The sequence below is a fragment of the Allomuricauda sp. F6463D genome (genome assembly GCF_023015965.1).
In the GTDB taxonomy this organism is placed as follows: domain Bacteria; phylum Bacteroidota; class Bacteroidia; order Flavobacteriales; family Flavobacteriaceae; genus Flagellimonas.
Genome location: NZ_JALKAN010000001.1, coordinates 560,990 through 583,336, shown reverse-complemented (window position 1 = coordinate 583,336; position 22,347 = coordinate 560,990). Strand labels below are relative to the sequence as shown.

General features: G+C 38.0%; 24 protein-coding genes. 18 read left to right on the top strand and 6 right to left on the bottom strand.

All coding sequences use genetic code 11. The features are described 5' to 3' along the window. Nucleotides 1-57 precede the first annotated feature (57 nt). The 6 genes from serC to MWU56_RS02415 all read left to right on the top strand — a co-directional run bounded on the left by serC (nucleotide 58) and on the right by MWU56_RS02415 (nucleotide 6,335). The gene (gene serC / locus MWU56_RS02440) at nucleotides 58-1,122 is read left to right on the top strand and encodes a 3-phosphoserine/phosphohydroxythreonine transaminase (protein WP_247041848.1); all 1,065 of its coding nucleotides are present in this window, start codon (nucleotides 58-60) and stop codon (nucleotides 1,120-1,122) included. Nucleotides 1,123-1,131: 9 nt separating this feature from the next. After that, the gene (locus MWU56_RS02435) at nucleotides 1,132-2,082 is read left to right on the top strand and encodes a D-2-hydroxyacid dehydrogenase (RefSeq protein ID WP_247043687.1); all 951 of its coding nucleotides are present in this window, start codon (nucleotides 1,132-1,134) and stop codon (nucleotides 2,080-2,082) included. A gap of 76 nt (nucleotides 2,083-2,158) precedes the next feature. Beyond that, nucleotides 2,159-2,800 carry a DUF937 domain-containing protein gene (locus tag MWU56_RS02430; protein ID WP_247041847.1) on the top strand — a complete coding sequence of 214 codons (642 nt, stop codon included), beginning with the start codon at nucleotides 2,159-2,161 and terminating at the stop codon, nucleotides 2,798-2,800. Between the two features lie 71 nt (nucleotides 2,801-2,871). Next, nucleotides 2,872-3,330, top strand: coding sequence for a DUF6146 family protein (locus MWU56_RS02425; RefSeq protein ID WP_247041845.1), 459 nt, complete (start codon nucleotides 2,872-2,874; stop codon nucleotides 3,328-3,330). A 31-nt stretch (nucleotides 3,331-3,361) separates the two neighbouring features. Beyond that, nucleotides 3,362-3,877, top strand: a complete 516-nt coding sequence (locus MWU56_RS02420) for a DUF6787 family protein (protein WP_247041843.1) — start codon at nucleotides 3,362-3,364, stop codon at nucleotides 3,875-3,877. A 148-nt stretch (nucleotides 3,878-4,025) separates the two neighbouring features. Further along, entirely contained in the window at nucleotides 4,026-6,335 is a 2,310-nt protein-coding gene (locus MWU56_RS02415) for a TonB-dependent receptor (RefSeq protein WP_247041841.1), read from the top strand. A gap of 41 nt (nucleotides 6,336-6,376) precedes the next feature. Here the strand turns inward: MWU56_RS02415 and MWU56_RS02410 are convergent, their stop codons facing one another. Genes MWU56_RS02410 through msrA form a run of 3 tightly spaced genes read right to left on the bottom strand, consistent with a single transcriptional unit; the run spans nucleotide 6,377 to nucleotide 7,854 of the window. After that, nucleotides 6,377-6,664, bottom strand: a complete 288-nt coding sequence (locus MWU56_RS02410) for a hypothetical protein (protein WP_247041840.1) — start codon at nucleotides 6,662-6,664, stop codon at nucleotides 6,377-6,379. A 40-nt stretch (nucleotides 6,665-6,704) separates the two neighbouring features. Further along, nucleotides 6,705-7,304 (bottom strand): GTP cyclohydrolase I FolE, encoded by a 600-nt coding sequence (gene folE / locus MWU56_RS02405; protein ID WP_247041838.1) that lies wholly within the window; start codon nucleotides 7,302-7,304, stop codon nucleotides 6,705-6,707. Next, nucleotides 7,291-7,854 carry a peptide-methionine (S)-S-oxide reductase MsrA gene (gene msrA, locus MWU56_RS02400; protein ID WP_247041832.1) on the bottom strand — a complete coding sequence of 188 codons (564 nt, stop codon included), beginning with the start codon at nucleotides 7,852-7,854 and terminating at the stop codon, nucleotides 7,291-7,293. The genes folE and msrA overlap by 14 nt, the downstream gene beginning before the upstream one ends. Nucleotides 7,855-8,010: 156 nt before the next feature. Here msrA and MWU56_RS02395 point away from each other — a divergent pair, with 156 nt between their 5' ends. The 10 genes from MWU56_RS02395 (at nucleotide 8,011) to MWU56_RS02350 (ending at nucleotide 18,093) form a co-directional block, all read left to right on the top strand. Then, nucleotides 8,011-8,679 (top strand): ABC transporter ATP-binding protein, encoded by a 669-nt coding sequence (locus tag MWU56_RS02395; protein ID WP_247041830.1) that lies wholly within the window; start codon nucleotides 8,011-8,013, stop codon nucleotides 8,677-8,679. 1 nt (nucleotide 8,680) lies between these two features. After that, nucleotides 8,681-9,445 (top strand): TIGR02757 family protein, encoded by a 765-nt coding sequence (locus MWU56_RS02390; protein ID WP_247041829.1) that lies wholly within the window; start codon nucleotides 8,681-8,683, stop codon nucleotides 9,443-9,445. Between the two features lie 106 nt (nucleotides 9,446-9,551). After that, complete coding sequence (locus MWU56_RS02385; protein ID WP_247041828.1) at nucleotides 9,552-10,187, top strand: transglutaminase-like domain-containing protein; 636 nt, start codon at nucleotides 9,552-9,554, stop codon at nucleotides 10,185-10,187. Nucleotides 10,188-10,387: 200 nt separating this feature from the next. Further along, nucleotides 10,388-11,872: a S10 family peptidase gene (locus tag MWU56_RS02380; protein WP_247041826.1), complete on the top strand. Its 1,485-nt coding sequence runs from the start codon at nucleotides 10,388-10,390 to the stop codon at nucleotides 11,870-11,872. Between the two features lie 111 nt (nucleotides 11,873-11,983). Next, nucleotides 11,984-12,679: an SGNH/GDSL hydrolase family protein gene (locus MWU56_RS02375; protein WP_247041824.1), complete on the top strand. Its 696-nt coding sequence runs from the start codon at nucleotides 11,984-11,986 to the stop codon at nucleotides 12,677-12,679. Nucleotides 12,680-12,733: 54 nt separating this feature from the next. Next, nucleotides 12,734-13,741 (top strand): glycosyltransferase, encoded by a 1,008-nt coding sequence (locus MWU56_RS02370; RefSeq protein ID WP_247041822.1) that lies wholly within the window; start codon nucleotides 12,734-12,736, stop codon nucleotides 13,739-13,741. 187 nt (nucleotides 13,742-13,928) lie between these two features. Continuing rightward, complete coding sequence (locus tag MWU56_RS02365; protein ID WP_247041819.1) at nucleotides 13,929-15,851, top strand: BatA domain-containing protein; 1,923 nt, start codon at nucleotides 13,929-13,931, stop codon at nucleotides 15,849-15,851. Then, nucleotides 15,848-17,101 (top strand): dihydroorotase, encoded by a 1,254-nt coding sequence (locus MWU56_RS02360; RefSeq protein WP_247041817.1) that lies wholly within the window; start codon nucleotides 15,848-15,850, stop codon nucleotides 17,099-17,101. Before MWU56_RS02365 ends, MWU56_RS02360 begins: the two co-directional genes overlap by 4 nt. After that, nucleotides 17,101-17,424: a hypothetical protein gene (locus MWU56_RS02355; RefSeq protein WP_247041815.1), complete on the top strand. Its 324-nt coding sequence runs from the start codon at nucleotides 17,101-17,103 to the stop codon at nucleotides 17,422-17,424. The genes MWU56_RS02360 and MWU56_RS02355 overlap by 1 nt, the downstream gene beginning before the upstream one ends. A 9-nt stretch (nucleotides 17,425-17,433) precedes the next feature. Continuing rightward, on the top strand, nucleotides 17,434-18,093 hold the full coding sequence (locus MWU56_RS02350) for an alpha/beta hydrolase (RefSeq protein ID WP_247041813.1): 660 nt from the start codon (nucleotides 17,434-17,436) through the stop codon (nucleotides 18,091-18,093). A gap of 130 nt (nucleotides 18,094-18,223) precedes the next feature. Here the strand turns inward: MWU56_RS02350 and MWU56_RS02345 are convergent, their stop codons facing one another. Further along, the gene (locus MWU56_RS02345) at nucleotides 18,224-18,721 is read right to left on the bottom strand and encodes a hydrolase (RefSeq protein ID WP_247041812.1); all 498 of its coding nucleotides are present in this window, start codon (nucleotides 18,719-18,721) and stop codon (nucleotides 18,224-18,226) included. A gap of 5 nt (nucleotides 18,722-18,726) precedes the next feature. Next, entirely contained in the window at nucleotides 18,727-19,503 is a 777-nt protein-coding gene (locus MWU56_RS02340; protein ID WP_247041810.1) for an MBL fold metallo-hydrolase, read from the bottom strand. A 77-nt stretch (nucleotides 19,504-19,580) separates the two neighbouring features. Here MWU56_RS02340 and MWU56_RS02335 point away from each other — a divergent pair, with 77 nt between their 5' ends. Next, on the top strand, nucleotides 19,581-21,032 hold the full coding sequence (locus MWU56_RS02335) for a TonB-dependent receptor (RefSeq protein ID WP_247041808.1): 1,452 nt from the start codon (nucleotides 19,581-19,583) through the stop codon (nucleotides 21,030-21,032). 139 nt (nucleotides 21,033-21,171) lie between these two features. Here the strand turns inward: MWU56_RS02335 and bcp are convergent, their stop codons facing one another. Beyond that, a complete protein-coding gene (gene bcp / locus MWU56_RS02330; RefSeq protein WP_247041807.1) occupies nucleotides 21,172-21,624 on the bottom strand; it encodes a thioredoxin-dependent thiol peroxidase in 453 nt (150 codons plus the stop codon). A 55-nt stretch (nucleotides 21,625-21,679) separates the two neighbouring features. Here bcp and MWU56_RS02325 point away from each other — a divergent pair, with 55 nt between their 5' ends. Then, nucleotides 21,680-22,342: an endonuclease III domain-containing protein gene (locus tag MWU56_RS02325; protein ID WP_247041806.1), complete on the top strand. Its 663-nt coding sequence runs from the start codon at nucleotides 21,680-21,682 to the stop codon at nucleotides 22,340-22,342. The last annotated feature ends 5 nt before the right edge of the window (nucleotides 22,343-22,347 follow it).

The window sequence follows — 22,347 nt, the reverse complement described above, 5'->3', positions numbered from 1 at the left end:
TAGCAAACGTTTTAAGATCCAACATTTTTTAAGACCTTTACCCAATAAACCAAGGAAATGAAAAAGCATAATTTTAGTGCAGGTCCATGCATTTTACCCCAAGAAGTAATGGTAAAGGCGTCAGAGGCCGTTATAGAGTTGGATGGCATTGGCCTATCACTTCTAGAAATCTCACACCGAAGTAAAGAATTTGTAGCCATAATGGAGAATGCTCGCTCCTTGGCCCTGGAACTTTTGGGTCTAGAAGGTAAAGGGTACCAAGCTTTGTTTCTTCAAGGCGGTGCCAGCATGCAGTTTTTAATGACCGCCTACAATCTTTTGGATAAGAAAGCAGGGTACGTAAATACAGGAACTTGGAGCCAAAAAGCCATTAAGGAAGCTCGCTTATTTGGTGATATTGTAGAAGTGGCCACTTCACAAAAAGAAAATTTTAAATACATTCCAAAAGGATTTGAGATCCCATCGGACTTGGATTACCTTCACCTTACCTCTAACAATACTATTTTTGGTACTCAGTTCAAGGAATTTCCTAAAACCAACGTTCCATTGGTTTGCGATATGAGTTCAGATATATTTTCCAGACAATTGGATTTTGCCCAATTTGATTTGATTTATGCCGGAGCACAAAAAAATATGGGTCCCGCAGGAACTACACTCGTAGTGGTAAAAGAAGATATTTTAGGAAAGATGTCGCGAAAAATACCGTCAATGATGGATTATTCTGTCCATGTTGCTAAAGACAGTATGTTCAACACTCCTCCCGTTTTTGCGGTATATGTCTCCTTGCTAACCATGCAGTGGTTGAAGAACTTAGGGGGTATAGCAGCTATAGAAGAAATCAACGAACGTAAAGCGAACCTTATTTATTCTGAAATTGAACTCAATCCCGTATTCTCAGGGTTTGCGGCCAAAGAGGATCGTTCTACAATGAATGCAACTTTTAACATCACCGATGATGAACTTAAAGATGAGTTCGATGAGATGTGCAGAGAAGCTGGGATAAGTGGCATTAATGGACATAGGTCTGTTGGTGGTTACCGCGCATCCATGTACAATGCACTTCCTTTGGAAAGTGTTGGCGTTTTAGTTGATATAATGAGTGAACTCGAAAAGAAAGGATAATTTTCAATGATGAATATTTTAGCGAACGATGGCTTGGCCCAAGCAGGAACAAACTTGCTCGAAAAAGCAGGTTTTGAAATAAAAACCACAAGGGTTGCACAAGAGCAATTGGCAAATTATATAAACAAAAACCAAATTGATGTCCTTCTAATTCGAAGCACCACCAAAGTGGATAAAAAAGTAATTGATGATTGTCCCAATTTAAAACTAATTGGACGTGGTGGTGTTGGTATGGACAATATTGAGGTAAAGTACGCTGAATCCAAAGGGATAAAGGTATTTAATACACCTCAAGCGTCGTCAGGGTCGGTGGCAGAATTGGTTTTTGCACATCTACTCAATGGCATCCGGTTTTTGCACGATGCGAATAGAAATATGCCCTTGGAAGGCGATAGTCAATTTAACCAATTAAAAAGGAGCTATGCTAGCGGAATAGAGCTACGTGGAAAAACACTTGGTATAATAGGCTTTGGAAGAATTGGTCAGGCGACGGCAAAAATGGCCCTTTCATTGGGAATGGATGTATTGTTTACCGATAACCATTTGGAAGAAACCACTCTTACGCTTTCTTTTTACGACGGACAAACAATCAATTTTGATTTAAAAAGGAGTGAATTAAAAGAAGTATTGTCTAACTCCGATTTTGTGAGTTTGCACGTGCCTTCCCAAGAAAAATACCTAATTGGAAAAACAGAATTGGGCCTTATGAAACCCGGTTCTGGAATTATAAATACCTCACGTGGCGGGGTTTTGGATGAAGTTGCTTTAATCGAAGCATTAGAATCGGATCATTTGTCTTTTGCGGGACTAGATGTATTTGAGTCGGAACCTACTCCTGAAATCAAAATATTGATGAACCCAAAGATTTCTTTAAGTCCACATGTGGGCGGTTCCACTATTGAAGCGCAAGAACGTATCGGGATAGAATTGGCCAAGAAAGTCATCAAATTACTAAAATAAGAGGTTTTCTTACGGTAAATAATCAATCAAAAGACTCTTTTTTGTACATTGCCTTTTCAACCTTAACACGAACAAAATGTCAGGATTATTAGATTTGATAAATAGCCCAATAGGAAAACAGTTGGTTAACGGTGTCGCTGGTCAAACAGGACAACCGGAAAACAAAACGGCAGAAGTATTAAGTATGGCCATGCCATTATTAATGGGTGCCATGAAAAAGAATGCATCTACCCCAGGAGGAGCTGAAGGACTTATGAATGCACTTTCATCGAAACACGATGGTGGAATTTTAGATGATCTTGGAGGGCTTTTTGGAGGAGGTGTCGACCAAAATGTAGTGGATGATGGTGCTGGAATATTGGGACACATATTAGGTTCCAAACAACCTCAGGTAGAAAATGCCCTAAGTAGTAAATCAGGTATTGATGCTGGCTCAATTTCTCAAATATTAAAAATTGCGGCACCAATTCTATTAGGTTATTTGGGAAAACAGACCAAACAACAAGATGTGAGTAGCCCAGAAGGCCTAAACGGATTATTAGGTGGATTAATGGGTGGTAACCAAGTAGCGGATAAACAGCAATCTTTAATCGAAACCTTTTTGGATAGTGATGGTGATGGTAGTGTTATTGATGACTTGGCCGGTATGGTGTTGAATGGAGGAAACGAGAAAAAAAGTGGTCTTGGCGGAGTGTTGGGCGGTCTTTTTGGAAAATAAAAATTACAACATAACTATATATTTAACAAAGCCACTTGAAATTTCAAGTGGCTTTTTTGTATCTTATAAAGATGAAAAAGGAGATTGCAAACCCATTGTTGTTTTGTTTGACACTTGTGTTTTGTTTATTTTCATGTACTTCGCAGAAAGCTATACTTGATGTTTCAGAAGATGAAAAAGCGCTTTTTGATTCTACAGAAGAGGAGCCAGTCGAAATTAAGAGTGATGAAACAGAATATGAGATTATAATAATAGAACCAGGTTTTAATGCTTGGTTACTTTCCATAGCAAAACCTGAAGGCTACTACTCCCAGTCTTTTCTAGAAAACAGAAATGCAATTATGGTAATTACATGGAATCAAAGAGTGCTACAGCCCAATAGGTTCAACCCAAATCTGTATGAATTGCAAATCAACTACGACCCAAACATCGATTATGGTTACGAGGTAAACTACAAACTATACAATTACTTCATTTATTTTCAGAGAAAATATAATCAGCGACTAGGTCCTTTTCTTCCAAGAATTTAATGTGCTATTTTTGCGGCATTAATATATTGCTATGCAAAAATTAAAACAACGTTGGGAAATCCAAAAAAACTGGCAAATGGTTTTTCCAATTTTAGGAATGTTATTGGTTTTTCTTACATCCTATATGATTTCTAGGAGTTTTCTACATTTGTTTGGTTTAAACAACACTTATATTGAATGGATATTTACCATTGGCGCAACATTGGTCCTATACCTTTTGTTGGTCAAATTTTTTATATGGTGTTTTAGAAAATTGGAAGGCAAATGGAAAGTGGATTATAAATGGGAAATGATTGCAATTTTTATTGTTTTTGCTATAACCGGAAGTGCCTCGGGTAAATTGGCCGGCCCATTGGTCCATTGGATGGGGTTAGATGATGATAATGTTCACGTTATGGTATATTGGGTGCTTCGAATACTTTTAATTTTCCCTATTTACCAAATACTTCTTGTCTTTGTTGGCTGGTTGTTCGGACAATATCAATTCTTTTGGAATTTTGAGAAAAAAATGTTGAAACGAATGGGGCTGGGAGCCTTCTTTTCGTAGTAATAGTTTTATAGTAACATAACAGTTATCGTAACTTAATTAGTCATGCACAATATACCTGTCAACCTCCACAATCGATTACATGAGGTGCCTCCCATTATAGGTTAGCAAGATTGATTTAAGATTTTTAAAAAATTAAACCTTAACAATGAAACAATTGTACTTTTCAATGCTTTTGGCGTTGACATCTATTAGCGCATATTCACAGCATACATTATCCGGTACTATTATGGACGCTGAAAGCGGTGAGCCTTTGGAACAAGTATCGGTATATATCCCACAGTTGGAAAATGGTACGGTAACCGACGAAAATGGAACTTATATGCTGAGGAACTTGCCGGAAGGGAATTATAAATTGGTTATCTCGTATATTGGTTTTAAAACGTATTCTATATCCATTGAAATTACCCAAGGTAGTAATCAATTTGATTATCAAATGGCCACATCTGCCATAGAAATAGATGAAGTTGTTCTTTCCACTCCATTCCACAAACTGCAGCGCGAGAACGTGATGAAAGTGGAACAAAAATCCATGGAAGATTTAAAACAGCAAGGCGGTATTACATTATCCGAAGGAATTACGAACATTCCTGGCGTATCATCCGTTTCTACTGGTGTTGGCATTGGAAAGCCTGTTATCCGTGGATTGAGTTTTAACCGTGTTTTGGTCTATACACAAGGGGTACGTTTGGAGAATCAACAATATGGTGGAGAACATGGATTGGGAATCAACGATGCAGGAGTTTCAAGTGTAGAGGTTATAAAAGGGCCTGCCTCGTTACTATATGGTTCTGATGCTTTAGGAGGTGTTTTATATCTGAATCCAGAAAAGTTTGAGACTCCTGGAGAAACTTCGGGAGATATAAACATGAGGTATTTTACAAATACGCTTGGATACAATGCCAATGCCGGGTTCAAAACATCTGGTGAAAAGCTTAAGTTTCTGGTTCGAGGTGCTTATGCCTCAAATGCAGATTATGAAACCGGGGATGGAACCAGCGTTACAAATTCAAGGTTCAACGAAGCTGATATTAAAACAGGGTTGGCTTACCAGACGGCTATGTTTAAATCGGAACTTAGGTACAATTACAATGCTTCGGAACTCGGAATTCCAGAAGAAATTGGTGTGCAAAATAACGATCGCGACCCATTAATGCCCTATCAAGAGCTCTCAACACATATACTGAGTTCAAAAAATAATCTATTTTTCAAAAAATCGAGTTTAGAGGCTACTTTTGGTTATACTGTGAATAATAGAAAAGAGTTTGAGGAACATGATCATGATCATGGAGAAGAGGAAGATGATCATGATCATGAAGGTCATGACCACGACCACGACCATGAAGAAGAAAGTCTCGATCATGAGGAAGAGGAACATGAAGGTGCAGCTTTGGATATGAGATTGACCACTTTTAATTACAACATTCAATTTAACCCACAATGGGGTAAAATGACTACGATTTTCGGAATCCAAGGAATGCATCAAACTAATGAAAACTTTGGAGAAGAAGTATTGGTGCCCAATGCTATTACCAATGATTTTGGTGTTTTGGCCACCTCACATATTCATTTTGACAAAAGTGACCTTCAGATTGGTTTGCGATATGACCTTAGATCCCTTAATGGGGAAGAAAGCGGTATTGATGGCGACGAAGAATACATTCCTGTATTAAATAAAGATTTCAATAGTTTCAATGCTGCAGCGGGATATCGTATGGACCTAACCCAGAATATCATAGGACGGTTGAATCTCGCTACTGGGTTCAGAGCCCCAAACTTATCGGAATTGACTTCGAATGGACTGCACAGTGGGGCAAACAGAGTAGAGATTGGAAACCCTGACCTTGATAGTGAGCAAAACTTCCAAGTTGACTTGGCTTTGGAATATGGTAACCGGCACCTAGAGGCTTATATCAATACGTTCTATAACATCGTAAATGATTACATATATTTAGAGCCTACTGGAGAATTTAGGGACTTGGATCCCATTTATAACTTTCAACAGCAAAATGCACTATTGTATGGCGGGGAGTTTGGATTTCATTTACATCCGCACCCGATAGATTGGTTGCATTTGGAAAGTGCGTACGATATAGTTTACGGAGAACTGGAAGATAACTCCAATCTACCATTGATTCCTGCCAATCGCTGGACCAATACCTTTAGAGTAGAATGGAAAAAGAGAAATCAAGATTACAAATGCTATTCTTTCGTAACGCTACAAACACATTTTAATCAAAATAAAGTAGCGGATTTTGAAACCAAAACCCCACGATACCATCTTTTTAACGTGGGTATTGGTGGTGACATGAGAATCTTTAATCAAAAGGTAGGATATTCCGTTACAGGAAATAACCTTTTCAATGAGAATTATATTTCCCATCTATCTAGATTAAAAGCAGATGGAATTGGTAACATTGGTAGAAATATTGCCTTCAGTTTAAATATTCCACTCTAGAGAACAACAGATTCATCTAAAGGAACAACAGGGGACATTGGTTACTTGTTGTTCTTTTTTTTGTTCAAAAGATAAGTATAGATCCATGTTAAGGTAAAGGTGGGAATCACGTCCATACCGGGAACCAATTCCTCTGTAAAAGTGATCAAACCAGCGGCCTGCCCTACTCTTCCTTTATATAATCGCGTCATTAACCATCCCGCAACAGGTGCCCAGATTATATCGGAAAACTCGCCTATACCTGGAATAACAAAGGACAACATTCCAATACCATCGAAAAGCAGACCCAATAGGAGATTACGATATTTATTGTCTTTTTCTTCTGTCATATGGGGAAAATAGCAATTCCGACCCAATTGGAAAAACCAATTATGACAAATCAGCACTGATTAACTTTAAAAACTCATTTCGAGTCTCTATTTTTTCAAACTGTCCCCTAAAACCAGAAGTAGTGGTTACAGAATTCTGTTTTTGAACTCCACGCATCATCATACACATATGCGAGGCCTCTATTACAACAGCAACCCCTTTGGGTTTAAGCGTATTGTTAATGCATTCCAAAACATCGTGGGTCAAACGTTCTTGCACCTGCAGCCTGCGGGCAAAAACATCCACCACCCTTGGAATCTTACTCAAACCAACAATATGACCATTGGGAATATAAGCTACATGGGCTTTCCCAAAAAAGGGCAACATATGGTGTTCGCAAAGAGAATACAACTCAATATCTTTAATGATTACCATATCGTCATAATCTTCTGCAAACATGGCGCTTTTTAAGATTTCCTCCGCATTTTGCTTGTACCCTTGGGTAAGGAATAGCATAGCTTTTGCTGCACGTTCCGGAGTTTTTATCAATCCTTCCCGGGTAACATCTTCACCAATATCACCCACAATTTTGGAGAAATGGTCTTTAACCTCATTGGTAATTTCAATGTTATACTCTTCGAGGTGTCTATATGGTGCCATGCTTTACTTTTTTTGAAAAATAATTGTTCAATTTTTTAATTTTTGGGTCAATTATTATTTGACAATATGGTTGTTGCCTGTTTGCATTGTAATAATCATGATGCTCTTCTTCTGCGAAATAAAATGGTTTTTCTTCAGAAACCGCTGTTACTATGGGAGATTTAAACACATTTTCTGTTTCCAAAAGCTGGATAAAATCCTCGGCCATTTGTTTTTGCTCTGGATTTGTATAAAAAATTTCACTCCGGTATTGGGTACCTACATCATTTCCTTGTCGATTCAAGGTTGTGGGATCATGTGTTGCAAAAAACACTTCTAAAAGTTCTTCATAGGAAATCTTAGTTGAATCAAAAGTGATTTTAATTCCTTCGGCATGTCCGGTTCGGCCCGTACATATTTCCCTATATGCTGGATTCTTTATATTTCCTCCCGTGTAACCGGATATCACTTCCACTACGCCATCAAGCCGTTGAAAAACAGCTTCGGTACACCAAAAACAACCTCCGGCAAAAATAGCAACCTCGAAATCCAAATTATTCTGTTTATTCATTTTGAATCAAAATTAAACAATATTTAAGTGTAATTGTTTGAATGTATCAACTATTTCTTTTCAGCTTAGTCGAAATAAGTATCAGAACTTTATTCGAAAACTCCGATCTTTGTGATACAACTGTAATGATTATCTTCGATCACCGAAGCTGTATTTATGATAAAGGCCACAAATATTCAAAAAAGTTACGGAGATCTCAAGGTTTTGCGAGGGGTCGATTTAGAAATAAAAAAAGGGGAAGTGGTTTCCATAGTTGGTGCCTCGGGTGCAGGAAAAACCACTTTATTACAAATTTTGGGCACCTTGGATACTCCGACAAATAAGGGTGAAAGTGCTCTATTGATAAATGATACCGATGTAAATCAACTCAACGATAAGAGTTTGGCGCAGTTTAGAAATGAACATATTGGTTTTATCTTCCAGTTTCACCAGTTGTTACCTGAATTTACTGCATTGGAAAATGTGTGTATTCCAGCATTCATTAAAAAATCACCACGGGCAACGGCAGAAAAACGTGCCAAAGAACTGTTGGATTTTTTAGGGTTGAAGGAACGCTATCATCACAAGCCCAATGCTTTATCTGGAGGTGAGCAGCAGCGTGTTGCCGTTGCACGTTCGCTAATGAACAAACCATCTGTAGTTTTAGCAGATGAACCCAGTGGAAATCTAGATTCTGAAAGTGCGGACAATCTTCATAAACTGTTCTTTCAACTACGGGACGAATTTGGGCAGACCTTTGTGCTGGTAACCCACAATTTGGAGCTTGCCGATATGGCGGACAGAAAACTCACTATGGTGGATGGTTTGATCGTTTCCAAAGATTGATATGACCAAAGCAGAACTTAAAGAATTTTTGGATGCCAAAGTGTTGGAATACAATCACCCCATATTTTTGGAAGCTGATCCCATACAGATTCCACACCGATTTACCCAGAAAGAAGATATTGAAATCAGTGCATTTTTAACGGCCACTATTGCTTGGGGCAATCGTAAAAGTATTATCAACAATGCCATAAAACTCATGGGCATGATGGGCAACTCTCCTTACGATTTTGTAATGAACCATTCGAAGGACGACTTGGAACTTCTCTCCCCTTTTGTGCATCGGACTTTTAATGGATCAGACCTTGCTTACTTTGTAAGCAGTTTGCAAAACATTTATAAAAACCTCGGCGGTTTGGAGGCTGTTTTTACTGAGCATCAGACAAAAGACTCTATGCAGCCCGCTATTTCCGAGTTCAAGGAAGTATTTTTTGAATTGCCACATCCAAATAGGACCCAAAAACACGTTTCCGACCCCAACAAAGGTTCGGCGGCCAAGCGAATAAATATGTTTTTACGCTGGATGGTTCGCGATAATGCTACTGGAGTGGATTTTGGACTTTGGAAGGATATTGCCCCTGCCAAACTCTCCTGCCCCTTGGATGTGCACTCGGGTAATGTGGCACGTAAACTAAAATTGCTCAAACGTAAACAGAACGATGCCAAAGCATTACAGGAACTGGATAAAAACCTAAGAAAGCTGGATGCCAACGATCCTGTAAAGTATGATTTTGCGTTGTTTGGGTTGGGTGTTTTTGAGCGGTTTTGAATTAAGCGTATCTTACTATGAAATATCCACCTGATGCATTATTTATAAAATGAGTATAGTTTCATTATAAGTACATAAACCTTATCTTAAAAGGAGAAACAATTACATGAAATACTTGGCACCTTCCTACTTCTTTGATTTTGAAAGTGATTCAGTTCAATCACTTATATCCGAATTTACAGGGAAATCATTAACGGATAAGGAAAAAGCAATTGGTCTGTACATCAAAGTACGGGATAATTGGAAATATGACCCCTACAGCATAAGTCTGTCTAAAAAGAATTTTAAGGCTAGTATCATTGCCAAGAAATCTACCGGGAATTGTGTGGAAAAGTCAATTGTGTTGATTGCTGGGCTCAGGGCGATGCGGATACCTGCCAGACTCCATTTGGGGAAGGTAAAGAACCACATTGCCGTGGATAGGTTGATGGAAAAATTTGGTTCCAACGAACTTACACCCCATGGAATGGTAAATGTTTTTCTCAATAATACATGGTTGAAAATGTCACCTGCGTTCAACAAAACCCTGTGCAAAAAACTAAACGTAGAGCCATTGGAATTTGACGGGGAAAACCACTCGTTTTTACAAGCGTATAACAGTTCTGGAACACGATTTATGGAATATACTGCGGATTACGGACACTTTGAGGACGTGCCACTGGAGTTCATGAAGAAAAATATTAAAGAACACTATCCCCATATTTTTGACACCGATAATAATATAACAGAGTTCAACTTATAGCTACGGCAAGGGGAACCAGCGTTTTTTTCAAATACATAATATGTATGGTGAGTATTTCTTGGATTTTGGATTTAATGAAGACCGTTAAATTTAGAAATGAAGGAACAATCGAATACTTCTTCATACTTTTTTATTGCTTTTATCAGATAAGAATCTCCAAATTCCTTATTTTTATAGCTAGTCTAATTCAACCCTTAAAAATGAAGAAACTCTTAGTACTAGGTGTGGCGATGTGTACGTCATTGACCTTTGCCCAAAGCAGAAAATTACCCGTTGACACAACGGTAACCACACAACATTCCGTGACCATCAATGGTTCTAGATTGGATTATTCGGCCACAACTGGAACACAACCTGTTTGGGACGAATTGGGAGACCCAGTCGCATCCCTGCATTATACCTATTATACCAAAAACGGTGTAAAAGATAGAGCATCCCGACCATTATTGATTTCTTTTAATGGAGGACCGGGCTCAGGCTCTGTTTGGATGCACTTGGCTTACACCGGGCCTCGAATCCTAAAAATTGATGACGAAGGTTATCCCGTGCAACCATATGGTGTTAAAGAAAATCCATATTCTGTGTTGGATGTTACCGATATTGTGTACGTAAACCCTGTAAATACGGGCTATTCTCGCACCATTCCTGAAACTGGTAAGGAAGTGGATCGTAAAAAATTCTTTGGAATCAATGCTGACACTAAATATTTATCAGAATGGTTAAGCACTTTTGTAACCCGTAACAATCGTTGGAATTCACCCAAGTACATTGTAGGTGAAAGTTATGGAGGTACTCGAGTAATGGGGCTGTCATTGGCACTTCAAAACCAACAATGGATGTATTTGAATGGAGTAATAATGGTATCTCCTGCAGATTATAAGGTATTCCGCGACGACGACCCTGTTTCAAGCGCATTGAACCTTCCTTATTTCGCTGCTGCAGCTTGGCACCATAAGGCCTTACCATCTGATTTGCAAAGCAAAGATTTATTGGATGTGTTGCCCGAAGTAGAGGAATTTACTATAAATGAATTAATCCCGGCCATTGCCAAAGGTGGTTTCATCGCTGATTCTGAACGTGAAGCAATTGCCAATAAAATGGCCCGTTACTCCGGATTGGATGCCAAAGATATTATGGATCATAATTTGGATGTGCCCACCCAATTTTTCTGGAAAGCTTTATTAAGGGAAAAAGGTGGATTCACTATCGGACGTTTGGATAGTCGATACTTAGGGATTGATAAAACCTTGGCAGGTACTAGACCAGATTACTCTCCTGAATTGACGTCTTGGTTACATAGCTTTACTCCTGCCATCAATTATTATTTACAGGAAGACCTTAATTTTCAGACCGATATAAAATACAACATGTTTGGCCCCGTTCACCCTTGGGACAACAGTGATGATAATGTTCGAGACAATTTGCGCCAAGCCATGGCACAAAATCCATACTTGAATGTTTTGGTACAATCTGGTTATTATGATGGTGCCTGCACCTATTTTGCAGCAAAATATACCATGTCACAAGTAGATCCAAGTGGTAGAATGAAAGACCGTTTCGAATTTAAAGGTTACCGTTCAGGTCATATGATGTATCTGAGAAAAGAAGATTTAAAAACGGCCAACGATGATATTAGAGCGTTTATTTTAAGAACCCAAGCCAAAGGGAAAAGCGCAAAATACTAGTTGATTAATCAAATTGATGATTTTAAGCGGTAGGATTTAATTATATCCTACCGCTTATTTGTTTACATCAGTTTTAGATAATTTTTTTATTTTTAACAAAACTCGCAAACGGTGAAAAAACGAACACTACTATTGATTATGCTATCATTTTTAGGATTGTCGAACACTACGAAAATCAATGCTCAGGATTGGCCAAATCTTGAAAAGTACAAAGAGGCCAATATAGCATTGACCTCACCCGAAAAAGATGAAAATAGAGTCGTTTTTATGGGTAATTCCATAACCGAAATGTGGAAAGATGTTCACCCTGATTTTTTTGCCGACAACCCCTATATTAATCGTGGCATCAGTGGACAGACTACGCCTCAGATGTTGCTGCGGTTCCGTCAAGATGTAGTGGCCCTTGACCCAAAAGTGGTGGTGATTTTGGCAGGGACCAACGATATTGCTGGGAACACCGGCCCTATGACCTTGGAACAAATTCGAGATAACATTTTATCTATGGTGGAATTGGCAGAAACCAATGGGATTTGTCCCATTGTTTGCTCAGTGCTTCCTGCTTTCGATTATCCATGGCGGACCGGCCTGGAGCCAAATATTAAAATTCCGAAGCTTAACAATATGCTCAAAACAATGACGCAAGAAAAAGAAGTTATGTTTTTGGATTATTTTTCCGAAATGGCCGATGATAGAAATGGTCTTCCTTCTAAATTGACAACGGACGAAGTTCATGTAACAAAGGCTGGATACGAGATTATGGAAGTAATGGTGAAAAAAGCGATAAACAAGGCTCTACAGACCAAATAATATGCTTTTATAACCAATCAACAATTTGCGACGGGAACTAAGTTCCTTAAAAATATGCACACACCTAAGGTCAGCATTATAATCCCCTTTAAAAACACCGCACATTTTCTGCCCGAATGTTTGGATTCCATTATAGATCAAACCTATACTGCCTGGGAAGTCTTGGCGGTAAACGACCATTCTACCGATAAAAGTTTTGAGCTACTTTCCACTTACTCCAATAAAGACAATCGCATAAAAGTCTTTAACAATAAGGGCTCAGGGATTATACCAGCACTTCAAACTGGTTATTCTCACAGTGGTGGAAGTTTTGTGACCCGTATGGATTCGGATGATATTATGAAACCTGAACGACTAGAAGTCATGATAAATACGTTGATTGAAAATGGGACAGGCCACATTTCTGTGGGACAGGTGCAGTATTTTTCAAATCGGGGCATTAGTAATGGTTATGAACGATATGAGCAATGGTTAAACCGGTTAACTTCAAGGGGAAACAATTTCGATGAAATTTATAAGGAATGTGTAATTCCTTCTCCTTGTTGGATGGCCTATCGAGAAGATTTTGAAAAAAGTGGAGGGTTTCAACCTAATCGATACCCCGAGGATTACGACCTCACCTTTCGCTTTTACGAACAGGGACTTAAAATTATTCCATGTGACCAAATACTCCACCTTTGGCGCGATTATGATACACGTACGTCCCGCACCCACGAGCACTATGCCCAAAACTATTTTTTGGATATAAAACTTCATTATTTTTTAAAACTAAACTATAAAACCAGTCGTCCTTTGGTAATTTGGGGAGCTGGATTTAAAGGTAAAAAAATTGCAAAAGGCCTTATAAATAAAGGGTTAGAATTTATATGGCTCTGCGATAATCCTAAAAAAATAGGTAAAAGTATTTATGGGGTCGAATTGGTTCATTTTGAAGCATTACAAGACTTGGACAATCCCCAAAGCATTATTACCGTAGCCAACGAAGCTGCCCAAAAAGAAATACGTGTCTATTTTTCTAAGTTGGGACAATCACCCATGGAAGATTACTTCTTTTTTTGTTGACGTAAGAAAATAGGTGGTTAAGATTTTTTATGTTTTTCAAACATACTATTGAAGAAGTCATTTATGTCAAAAAAGAATAATCTCACCACAATGAACAACTGTATTGTGTAGTGAACAGCAACAATTGATAAATGAACATTAAAATGAGAATGTTTTAATGCCTATCTTTGACTAAGCAATGATGGGAATGCAGTTTAAACATCCAGAAATTCTTTGGGCACTTTTTCTTCTAGTCATACCTATTTTAATTCATTTATTTCAATTACGAAGGTTTACCAAAACACCTTTTACCAATGTAGCCATGCTTCAAAAGGTAGTTTCGGAGTCCAGAAAGAGTAACTCCCTTAAAAAATGGTTGCTTCTTTTTACACGGCTTTTATTGCTTGCGGCCATTATTATTGCCTTTGCCCAACCTTTCACTTCTGCCGTTTCAGCACTTAAGGAAAAAGAAACTGTTATTTATTTGGACGATTCGTTTAGTATGCAAGCGAATACCAACGGTATTTCACTTTTGGAAAAAGCAGTGCAAGATTTACTTAAAAATATTGATGGAGAAACAGCGTTCAGTCTGTATACCAATGAAAAAACATTTACCAATGTTCAGAAAGCCGATATCCAAAATGCTTTACTCTCACTCTCCTACTCCTTTAAGCAGTTAAACCTAAACGAAATTGGCTTAAAGGCCACGAGTTTGTTTTCCCAAAACAAAGGCAGCATAAAAAACTTAATCGTGATTTCCGATTTTCAAGAAAGGTTAGCTGCAAGCAACACTGCTTTAGATTCAGTTTTGACGACACATTTTGTTCCGATGCGACCACGGGAAATTCAAAATATTTCCATTGATTCCGTTTTTTTGGAAGAGGGTCTAAATGAACAAGCAACCCTTCAAGTATTTCTTTCCGGAGGCAAAGAAAATGAGGTGTTGCCCATTTCCTTATATAATGATGATGAATTGATCGCTAAAACGGGAGCCACGTTCAGGGCATCCGGAGATGCCGAAGTTGAATTTACCATTCCATTAAATGAAGTATTGAATGGAAAACTTAGTATTATTGATAATGCCTTGGGGTATGATAATCAGTTCTTTTTCAATATTAATTCCAACAAAAAGATAAAGGTGTTGGCCATTAGTGAATCGGACAATGATTACCTGAACCGATTGTTTCGTGGCAATGAATACGATTTTCAGAAATATCCTTTAAACCAGTTGGATTACAGTAATTTAACGGAACAAAATGTGGTGATTCTAGATGATTTAGGAACCATCCCTACCAGCTTGCAAAATATCCTACGCACTTTTAAAGACGATGGCGGCACGTTAATAATTGTGCCTTCAATCAACAGTGATATTTCTTCATACAATACATTTTTATCTACGGTGTCCAGTACACAGTTCACTGAAAAAATTTCATCAAACGCCGAGTTGACCACCATAACTTTTGACCATCCATTGTACCGTGATGTGTTTGAACAGAGAGTGACCAATTTTCAATACCCATCGGTTAAAGAACATTTTAGGATACGGTCAACACTGCCCATAGCCTTGTCCATGGAGGGCGGTGATTCCTTTTTAACAGGGGAAAATGGGTTGTTTATTTTTACGGCACCCTTGGCGTTGGAAAATTCCAATTTCATCAACTCCCCACTTATTGTGCCCACTTTTTATAATATGGCACAATCCAGTCTACAATTGCCAAAGCCCTACCAAACCCTTGGTAGTGTCTCAACAGTTGACATTGCTGTTCAAATAGACACCGATGACATTTTGAAAGTTTCAAAAGAAAACCATGGTTTTATTCCTTTACAACAAAGTTTTCCGAACCGTGTACGGCTTACATTTGACCAAAACCCAGTGGTAGATGGAATTTATTCCATTTTGAAAAACGAACAACCATTGGAAAATATTAGTTTTAATTATCCCAGAACCGAAAGTTTGCTCAAATATCTTGATATAGGAACATTGGAAAATATAAATACCATGGAATCCATTCCAGCGTTATTTGAATATTTGGAAACGGAGAACAACATTACCGCATATTGGAAATGGTTTGTTATTTTAGCGTTGCTTCTGGCACTACTGGAGGTTATCATTCAAAAAATTGTTACATGAACATGCTGCTGAAGTCTGCAAAAATTGTATGCCCGGAGAACAAGGAACTTCATTTGAAAAAACGTGATATCCTTATAAAAAAAGGAATCATTGAGAAAATTGGTGTCTCCCTAGAAACCACATCCAATACCAAAGTGGTGGAAAAAAATAATCTACATGTATCCCTCGGTTGGTTCGATAGCAGCGTAAGTTTTGGAGAACCTGGTTATGAGGAACGTGAAACCATTGCAAACGGTCTTTATACAGCAGGTAAAAGTGGGTTTACCGATATTGTTCTGAATCCGAATACGCATCCAGTACCAGATACCAGCTCTGATATTGTATTTTTGAAAGAACGTGGACTTGGAAATGCAACCACGCTACACCCCATTGGTTCACTGACCAAAAATTCGGAAGGAGTTGCTCTGGCTGAGCTTTTCGATATGAAAAATGCGGGTGCAGTTGGGTTTTATGATTTTAAAAAACAGATTTCAAATCCCAATTTGCTTAAAATAGCATTGCTTTATGCCCAAAATTTTGATGGTTTGGTATATTCCTTTCCACAAGATGGTGATATAAAAGGTAAAGGTGTAGTACACGAAGGAGAAATCTCCACAAAATTAGGACTGAAAGGTATTCCCGCCTTGGCGGAAGAATTACAGATTGCACGAGACCTGTTTATTTTGGAATATACAGGGGGGAAACTCCATATTCCCACAATTTCTTCTGCAGGCTCGGTAAAACTTATTGCCGATGCCAAGAATAAAGGATTGGACGTAAGCTGTAGTGTGGCAGTTCATAATCTATTTTTTTCGGATAATACGCTAAATAGTTTTGATACGCACTTTAAGGTCTCACCTCCCCTACGCACCGTATCGGATTGTAAGGCATTAATCAAAGGTGTTAAAAAAGGCACCATAGATTATGTGACCTCCGACCATATTCCGCTAGATATTGAACATAAGCGTGTTGAGTTTGATAATGCCAAAAGCGGAAGTTTAGGACTGGAATCAGCATTTGGTGGATTGAATGCCATTTTTGGATTGGAAGAAACCATATCCCTGTTGATCAAAGGACGTTCGCGATTTCAAGTAAAAACACCTACATTAAAAGAAGGTTCCAATGCATGTTTAACCCTGTTCAACCCTGAAGGTGAATATACTTTTGACACAAAAGACATTCTTTCTTCTTCTAAAAACAGCATGTTCTTGGGTTCCAAGTTAAAAGGAAGGGTGTATGGAATCATCAACAACGAACAAAGTACATTATAATGAGTAACTCCACACCAGGGAAAACCACAGCTATTGTCTCATATATTACCATAATTGGCTGTTTGATAGCTATTACCATGAACATTGAACCTAAGAATGCTTTTGCCCGTTTCCACATTCGGCAAGCTTTTGGAATTCATGTTTTGTTTCATGCTTTGGCAATACTGATTACCTATACTGGATTGGCATACCTCTTTATTCCCATTTATATATTTTACCTTATTATTTGGGTATATGGTTTTCTACAGGTTTTAAGTGAAACAACAAAACCGTTGCCTCTATTGGGCAAATACTTTCAACAATGGTTTAAATTTATATTATAAAATACAAGAATGACCCCAAAACCTTTATCATTAAAATACTTACTTAAACCCTCTTCTATCACTTCTGGTAAAATCCCGGCGCTTTTTATGTTCCACGGTTACGGCAGCAACGAAGAAGATCTTTTTTCTTTTGCATCGGAACTACCAGAAGAATTCATGGTTTTATCTTTAAGGGCTCCTTATGACCTAGAGCCATTTGGCCATGCTTGGTACGCTATTAATTTTGATGCCGAACAGGGTAAATGGAGTGATGATGACCAGGCCAAGGAGTCGAGGGATAAAATTATGGCATTTATTGATGAAGCCATTGAAGCGTATAATCTGGATGAGGAAAACATCACCCTTTTAGGATTTAGTCAGGGAACCATTTTAAGTTATGCAGTAGCCTTATCGTATCCGGAAAAAGTAAAGAATGTTGTTGCCCTAAGTGGCTATATCAATGAAAATATTTTGACCAATGATTATATAGGTAAAGACCATAGTAGGCTAAACTTTTATGTATCCCATGGCCAAGTTGATCAAGTTATTCCTTTGGAATGGGCTCAAAAAGCACCGGAGTTTCTAAAGGCTTTGCACATCCCTACCTCTTATCAAGAATTTCCTGTGGGCCATGGTGTTTCCCAGCAGAATTTCTTTTCATTAAAAAAATGGTTAGAAGCACATCTATAGGTTTCATTTATAGATTGTTACGGAATTCATCCTCATAAAGGAACTTCTTAAACATGCCAATACAATTAGATTGCCCTATTGGAATTTATACTAACCACTATTTTGTTTGGATTGAATTGAAGAAGTAGTACTAATAATTCTGTGGTGCATAAAGCAAATGTTCGGCCAAGGTAAAATCTACACTCAAGTCATCTTTAAGCTCATATCTTATTATAAGGTCTCCCCAATATTTACCGTCGGAAAAATCGGCCAATATCCATTTATGGTTCAGCACCTTAATCTTATTTATCTTAAAATCGCTTTCCATTCCTTCGTAAGGAATTAAGGGGTTGTCACCAGATTTTTCATTGGTTTCCAATAATTTATCTTGGATATACAAGGAGGGGTTTTCCAAGTTCAAGTGATCGTAATATGCAAGTGCATCATCATTGTTCTCCAACGTAAAGTACTGCATGTCCAATACTTTAAGGTGCATTGTTTGCAAGGAGTCCTTAAGCTCTTCCACCTCGGTTTGTAATTGGTTAACGTCGGTGGTCAATGCCTCTTGCATATTGTTCCCCGTTACAAATTGGAACAGGGCCAGTAACAGGGCAAAAACAAATAGGTACAGAAAAATTTTACTTTTCATAGGTCTTAAATATTCAATTGTAGGTTATCATAGGCCAAATGTATGTTTTTGGGCAGCATTTTTTCAACTTCATCATGAAACCCCAACATATGGCTAATATGTGTAAAATAGGTTTTCTCTGCCCCTACTTCTTCTGCAAACTCTAGCGCTTCCTCTAAATTAAAATGGGAATGATGCGGTTCTATACGCAATGCGTTTATCACTAAAACCTTGGCTCCCTTTATTTTTCTGATTTCTTCTTCCTCTACTTTTTTAACATCGGTCATATACACAAACTCACCAAATCGGTATCCAAAAACTTGTAGTCTATTGTGATAGGCTTCAATGGGTACCACGTCCAAATTCCCAAGCTGAATATTTTGATCTTTGTCAACTTCAAAAACCTGTACGGCAGGTGCGCCAGGATAACGGTCTTCATCTGCAAAAATATAATCGAAACGTTTTTTGAGCGAATCCATAACCCTTGGATGTCCATAAACGGGAATATCTCCTTGTCTAAAGAAAAAGGGGCGAATGTCGTCTATACCGGCCGTATGGTCGGAATGTTCGTGTGTAAACAAAATTCCATCTAATTTATCTATAGGATGGGCAAGCATTTGTTGCCTAAAATCGGGGCCACAATCAATCACATAGTTATACGTATCCCAAGAAACAAGAACAGAAACACGTAATCTTTTATCTTTAGGGTTGGTACTTAGACATACAGGATGATTGCTTCCAATAACTGGGATTCCCTGCGAAGTGCCCGTGCCCAAAAAAGTAATGGTCATCTTATCATCCATTAAAATCAAAATTATAACTTATTTATTTAATAGATTGATTGAAGAGTGTAACTTTGTCGTACTTTAATAATTCGCATATGCCCAGCGTACCAAGCAAAGAAAATGCTTTTGAAAATATTCCTTCCATAAAGGCAAAAACCCTTAGGATAAATTTGAACCCAGATATTTATGGAACCTTTGCAGAGATAGGCGCAGGACAAGAGACTGCCAGACATTTCTTTAGGGCTGGTGGAGCCTCTGGAACCATTGCAAAGGCGATGAGCGCTTACGATAAATCGTTCAGTGATGCTATTTATGGCATCGAAGAAGACGGACGCTACGTTACACAATCCCGTTTAAAAAAGATGTTGGATCACGAAATGCGGTTGGTCGAAGAACGGATCAGTAGGGATAGTAATCCAGATTATTTGTTCTTTAGCTATGCCAACACAGTGGCCACTATCGATTTTTCTAAAAGATTCAAAGGTCATGGATGGGTTGGTCTTCGTTTTCAATTAGATCCTGATCAAAAGGAATACGATGAAATTGTATTGCACATCCGTTTTAAACAAAATGAAGCGAGGTTACAGCAAGAAACACTGGGAATCTTAGGTGTAAACTTGATTTATGGCGCATTTTTTAAGTTTCATAAGCCTAAAAAGCTTTTAAAATACCTGTATGATCATATCGACCATGATACGTTGGAGATTGATATGGTCAATTTTACAGGTCCCAACTTTACGGATGTTGATAATAGGTTGATGAGCCTTCAACTTATTAAAAATGATATGACCGATGCGGTCATGTTTGGTCCAGACGGAAATAATTTATTGCCCGCTGCAGTACTTTATAAAAAAAGCATATTGGCATTAAGGGGCAGTTTTAGACCTGTTACCAAAGTGAACATGGATATGTTCCAAAAATCGTACGATATTTTTGTGCGTGAACAGACGGTAGAATATGAAAATACAATTGTTGTTTTTGAAATTACCCTTTCCAACCTAAAAGTATCTGGGGAAATTGATGAGCACGATTTTATGGATAGGGCGGAACTTTTATGCTCTTTAGGGCATACGGTTCTGATATCCAAGTTCCAAGAGTACTATAAACTGGTGGAGTACTTTAATAATTATACCAAAGCTAAAATTGGATTAACCATGGGTGTTAGTAACCTGGTGGATGTATTCGATGAAAAATATTACCGACACTTAAGTGGTGGTATTTTGGAAGCTTTTGGAAAACTGTTCTTCAAAGATCTAAAGGTGTACCTCTACCCTATGAAGGATCCAGAGACAGGGCAAGTACTTACCAGTAACAATGTTAAGGTACACCCAAGAATGAAAGAATTGTACAAATTCTTTAAGTACAATGGAAAGGTGATGGATATTATTGATTATGATCCCGATGTACTACATATTTTCTCTAGGGACGTACTCAAAAAAATTATAAATAAAGATGAAGGGTGGGAAAAGGAACTGCCCGAAGGTATCGCAGAAATTATAAAGGAAAAGAACTTGTTTACCAGAAAGCTTCTTGAAGAGAAAGAGTAATAAAAGAGGCTGTCTAAAAAGTTGGTTTTTGTCAACCTGAACTTGTTTCAGGTTCTCATAACATTTTGTTTATCAATATAATGAGATTCCGAAACAAGTTCAGAATAACGTATTTCAATACTTTTTAGACAACTTTTTTTTACGCCAATAGTTGGGCGGCGTGATCTTTGGTTTTAACTTTTTCAATGACCTTTTCCACAACACTCTCTTCGTTGATCACAAAGGTGGTACGGTGGATTCCATCATACTCTCTACCCATAAATTTTTTAGGTCCCCATACACCAAAGGTGTTGATTACCCTATGGTCCTCATCTGCCAATAATGGAAAAGGGAAATTATATTTATTCTTAAAGTTAGATTGTCTTTTTTCTGAATCGGCACTAACTCCAAGAAGTTCAAAACCTTGTTTTTGCAATTCTTTATAATTGTCCCTCAAATTACAAGCCTCTGCTGTGCAACCAGGTGTGCTGGCTTTAGGATAGAAAAAAACCACCAATTTTTTTCCTGTATAATCACTTAAATTAATTGTGTTCCCGTCTTGGTCTTTTCCTGAAAAATCAGGTACTTTATCTCCTACTTTTAACATATTCATATATGTTGCTCTTGAATTAATTGTTTAATATTCAGACAAACAAAGCTAAACAAATATGACCAAACAAGAAAAGGTTGGTTTTACAATCAACACCTTGGATAAACTATATCCTACCATACCAATTCCATTAGATCATAAGGACCCATATACCTTGTTGATAGCGGTATTGCTATCTGCACAAAGTACCGATGTACGTGTAAATCAGATTACTCCGATTTTATTTGAAAAAGCGGACAATCCGTACGATATGGTAAAGCTATCAGAAGAAGAAATACGGGAAATAATCAAACCTGTTGGTCTATCCCCTATGAAATCCAAAGGTATTTATGGTCTTTCCAAAATTCTGATTGAAAAATATAATGGCAAGGTACCCAGGGATATAGCTTTGTTGGAAGAACTTCCAAGCGTGGGACATAAAACGGCCAGTGTTGTGGTCTCACAAGCTTTTGGAATACCAGCCTTTCCTGTGGACACACACATACATAGGTTAATGTACCGTTGGGGATTTAGCAATGGCAAAAATGTTGTACAAACCGAACGAGATGCCAAACGTTTGTTCCCTAAAGATATATGGAATCGTTTACATCTTCAAATGATATGGTATGGACGGGAATATTCACCTGCTCGTGGCTGGGATTTGGAAAAAGACATAATAACCAGTACCATTGGACGTAAATCGGTGATCAACGAGTATTATAAAAACAAAAAGAGCCGCTAATTGCG

Bases quoted from the DNA above. Each gene is read 5' to 3' on its own strand.
- MWU56_RS02415 (WP_247041841.1), top strand. From the start codon at position 4,026: ATGAAACAATTGTACTTTTCAATGCTTTTGGCGTTGACATCTATTAGC.
- MWU56_RS02355 (WP_247041815.1), top strand. From the start codon at position 17,101: ATGAGTAACTCCACACCAGGGAAAACCACAGCTATTGTCTCATATATT.
- folE (WP_247041838.1), bottom strand. From the start codon at position 7,304: ATGGCACCATATAGACACCTCGAAGAGTATAACATTGAAATTACCAAT.
- MWU56_RS02365 (WP_247041819.1), top strand. From the start codon at position 13,929: ATGCAGTTTAAACATCCAGAAATTCTTTGGGCACTTTTTCTTCTAGTC.
- MWU56_RS02335 (WP_247041808.1), top strand. From the start codon at position 19,581: ATGCCCAGCGTACCAAGCAAAGAAAATGCTTTTGAAAATATTCCTTCC.
- MWU56_RS02425 (WP_247041845.1), top strand. From the start codon at position 2,872: ATGAAAAAGGAGATTGCAAACCCATTGTTGTTTTGTTTGACACTTGTG.
- MWU56_RS02350 (WP_247041813.1), top strand. From the start codon at position 17,434: ATGACCCCAAAACCTTTATCATTAAAATACTTACTTAAACCCTCTTCT.
- MWU56_RS02420 (WP_247041843.1), top strand. From the start codon at position 3,362: ATGCAAAAATTAAAACAACGTTGGGAAATCCAAAAAAACTGGCAAATG.
- MWU56_RS02410 (WP_247041840.1), bottom strand. From the start codon at position 6,664: ATGACAGAAGAAAAAGACAATAAATATCGTAATCTCCTATTGGGTCTG.
- MWU56_RS02340 (WP_247041810.1), bottom strand. From the start codon at position 19,503: ATGGATGATAAGATGACCATTACTTTTTTGGGCACGGGCACTTCGCAG.
- MWU56_RS02390 (WP_247041829.1), top strand. From the start codon at position 8,681: ATGACCAAAGCAGAACTTAAAGAATTTTTGGATGCCAAAGTGTTGGAA.
- MWU56_RS02360 (WP_247041817.1), top strand. From the start codon at position 15,848: ATGAACATGCTGCTGAAGTCTGCAAAAATTGTATGCCCGGAGAACAAG.
- serC (WP_247041848.1), top strand. From the start codon at position 58: ATGAAAAAGCATAATTTTAGTGCAGGTCCATGCATTTTACCCCAAGAA.
- MWU56_RS02380 (WP_247041826.1), top strand. From the start codon at position 10,388: ATGAAGAAACTCTTAGTACTAGGTGTGGCGATGTGTACGTCATTGACC.
- MWU56_RS02325 (WP_247041806.1), top strand. From the start codon at position 21,680: ATGACCAAACAAGAAAAGGTTGGTTTTACAATCAACACCTTGGATAAA.
- bcp (WP_247041807.1), bottom strand. From the start codon at position 21,624: ATGAATATGTTAAAAGTAGGAGATAAAGTACCTGATTTTTCAGGAAAA.
- MWU56_RS02430 (WP_247041847.1), top strand. From the start codon at position 2,159: ATGTCAGGATTATTAGATTTGATAAATAGCCCAATAGGAAAACAGTTG.
- MWU56_RS02385 (WP_247041828.1), top strand. From the start codon at position 9,552: ATGAAATACTTGGCACCTTCCTACTTCTTTGATTTTGAAAGTGATTCA.
- msrA (WP_247041832.1), bottom strand. From the start codon at position 7,854: ATGAATAAACAGAATAATTTGGATTTCGAGGTTGCTATTTTTGCCGGA.
- MWU56_RS02345 (WP_247041812.1), bottom strand. From the start codon at position 18,721: ATGAAAAGTAAAATTTTTCTGTACCTATTTGTTTTTGCCCTGTTACTG.
- MWU56_RS02435 (WP_247043687.1), top strand. From the start codon at position 1,132: ATGAATATTTTAGCGAACGATGGCTTGGCCCAAGCAGGAACAAACTTG.
- MWU56_RS02370 (WP_247041822.1), top strand. From the start codon at position 12,734: ATGCACACACCTAAGGTCAGCATTATAATCCCCTTTAAAAACACCGCA.
- MWU56_RS02395 (WP_247041830.1), top strand. From the start codon at position 8,011: ATGATAAAGGCCACAAATATTCAAAAAAGTTACGGAGATCTCAAGGTT.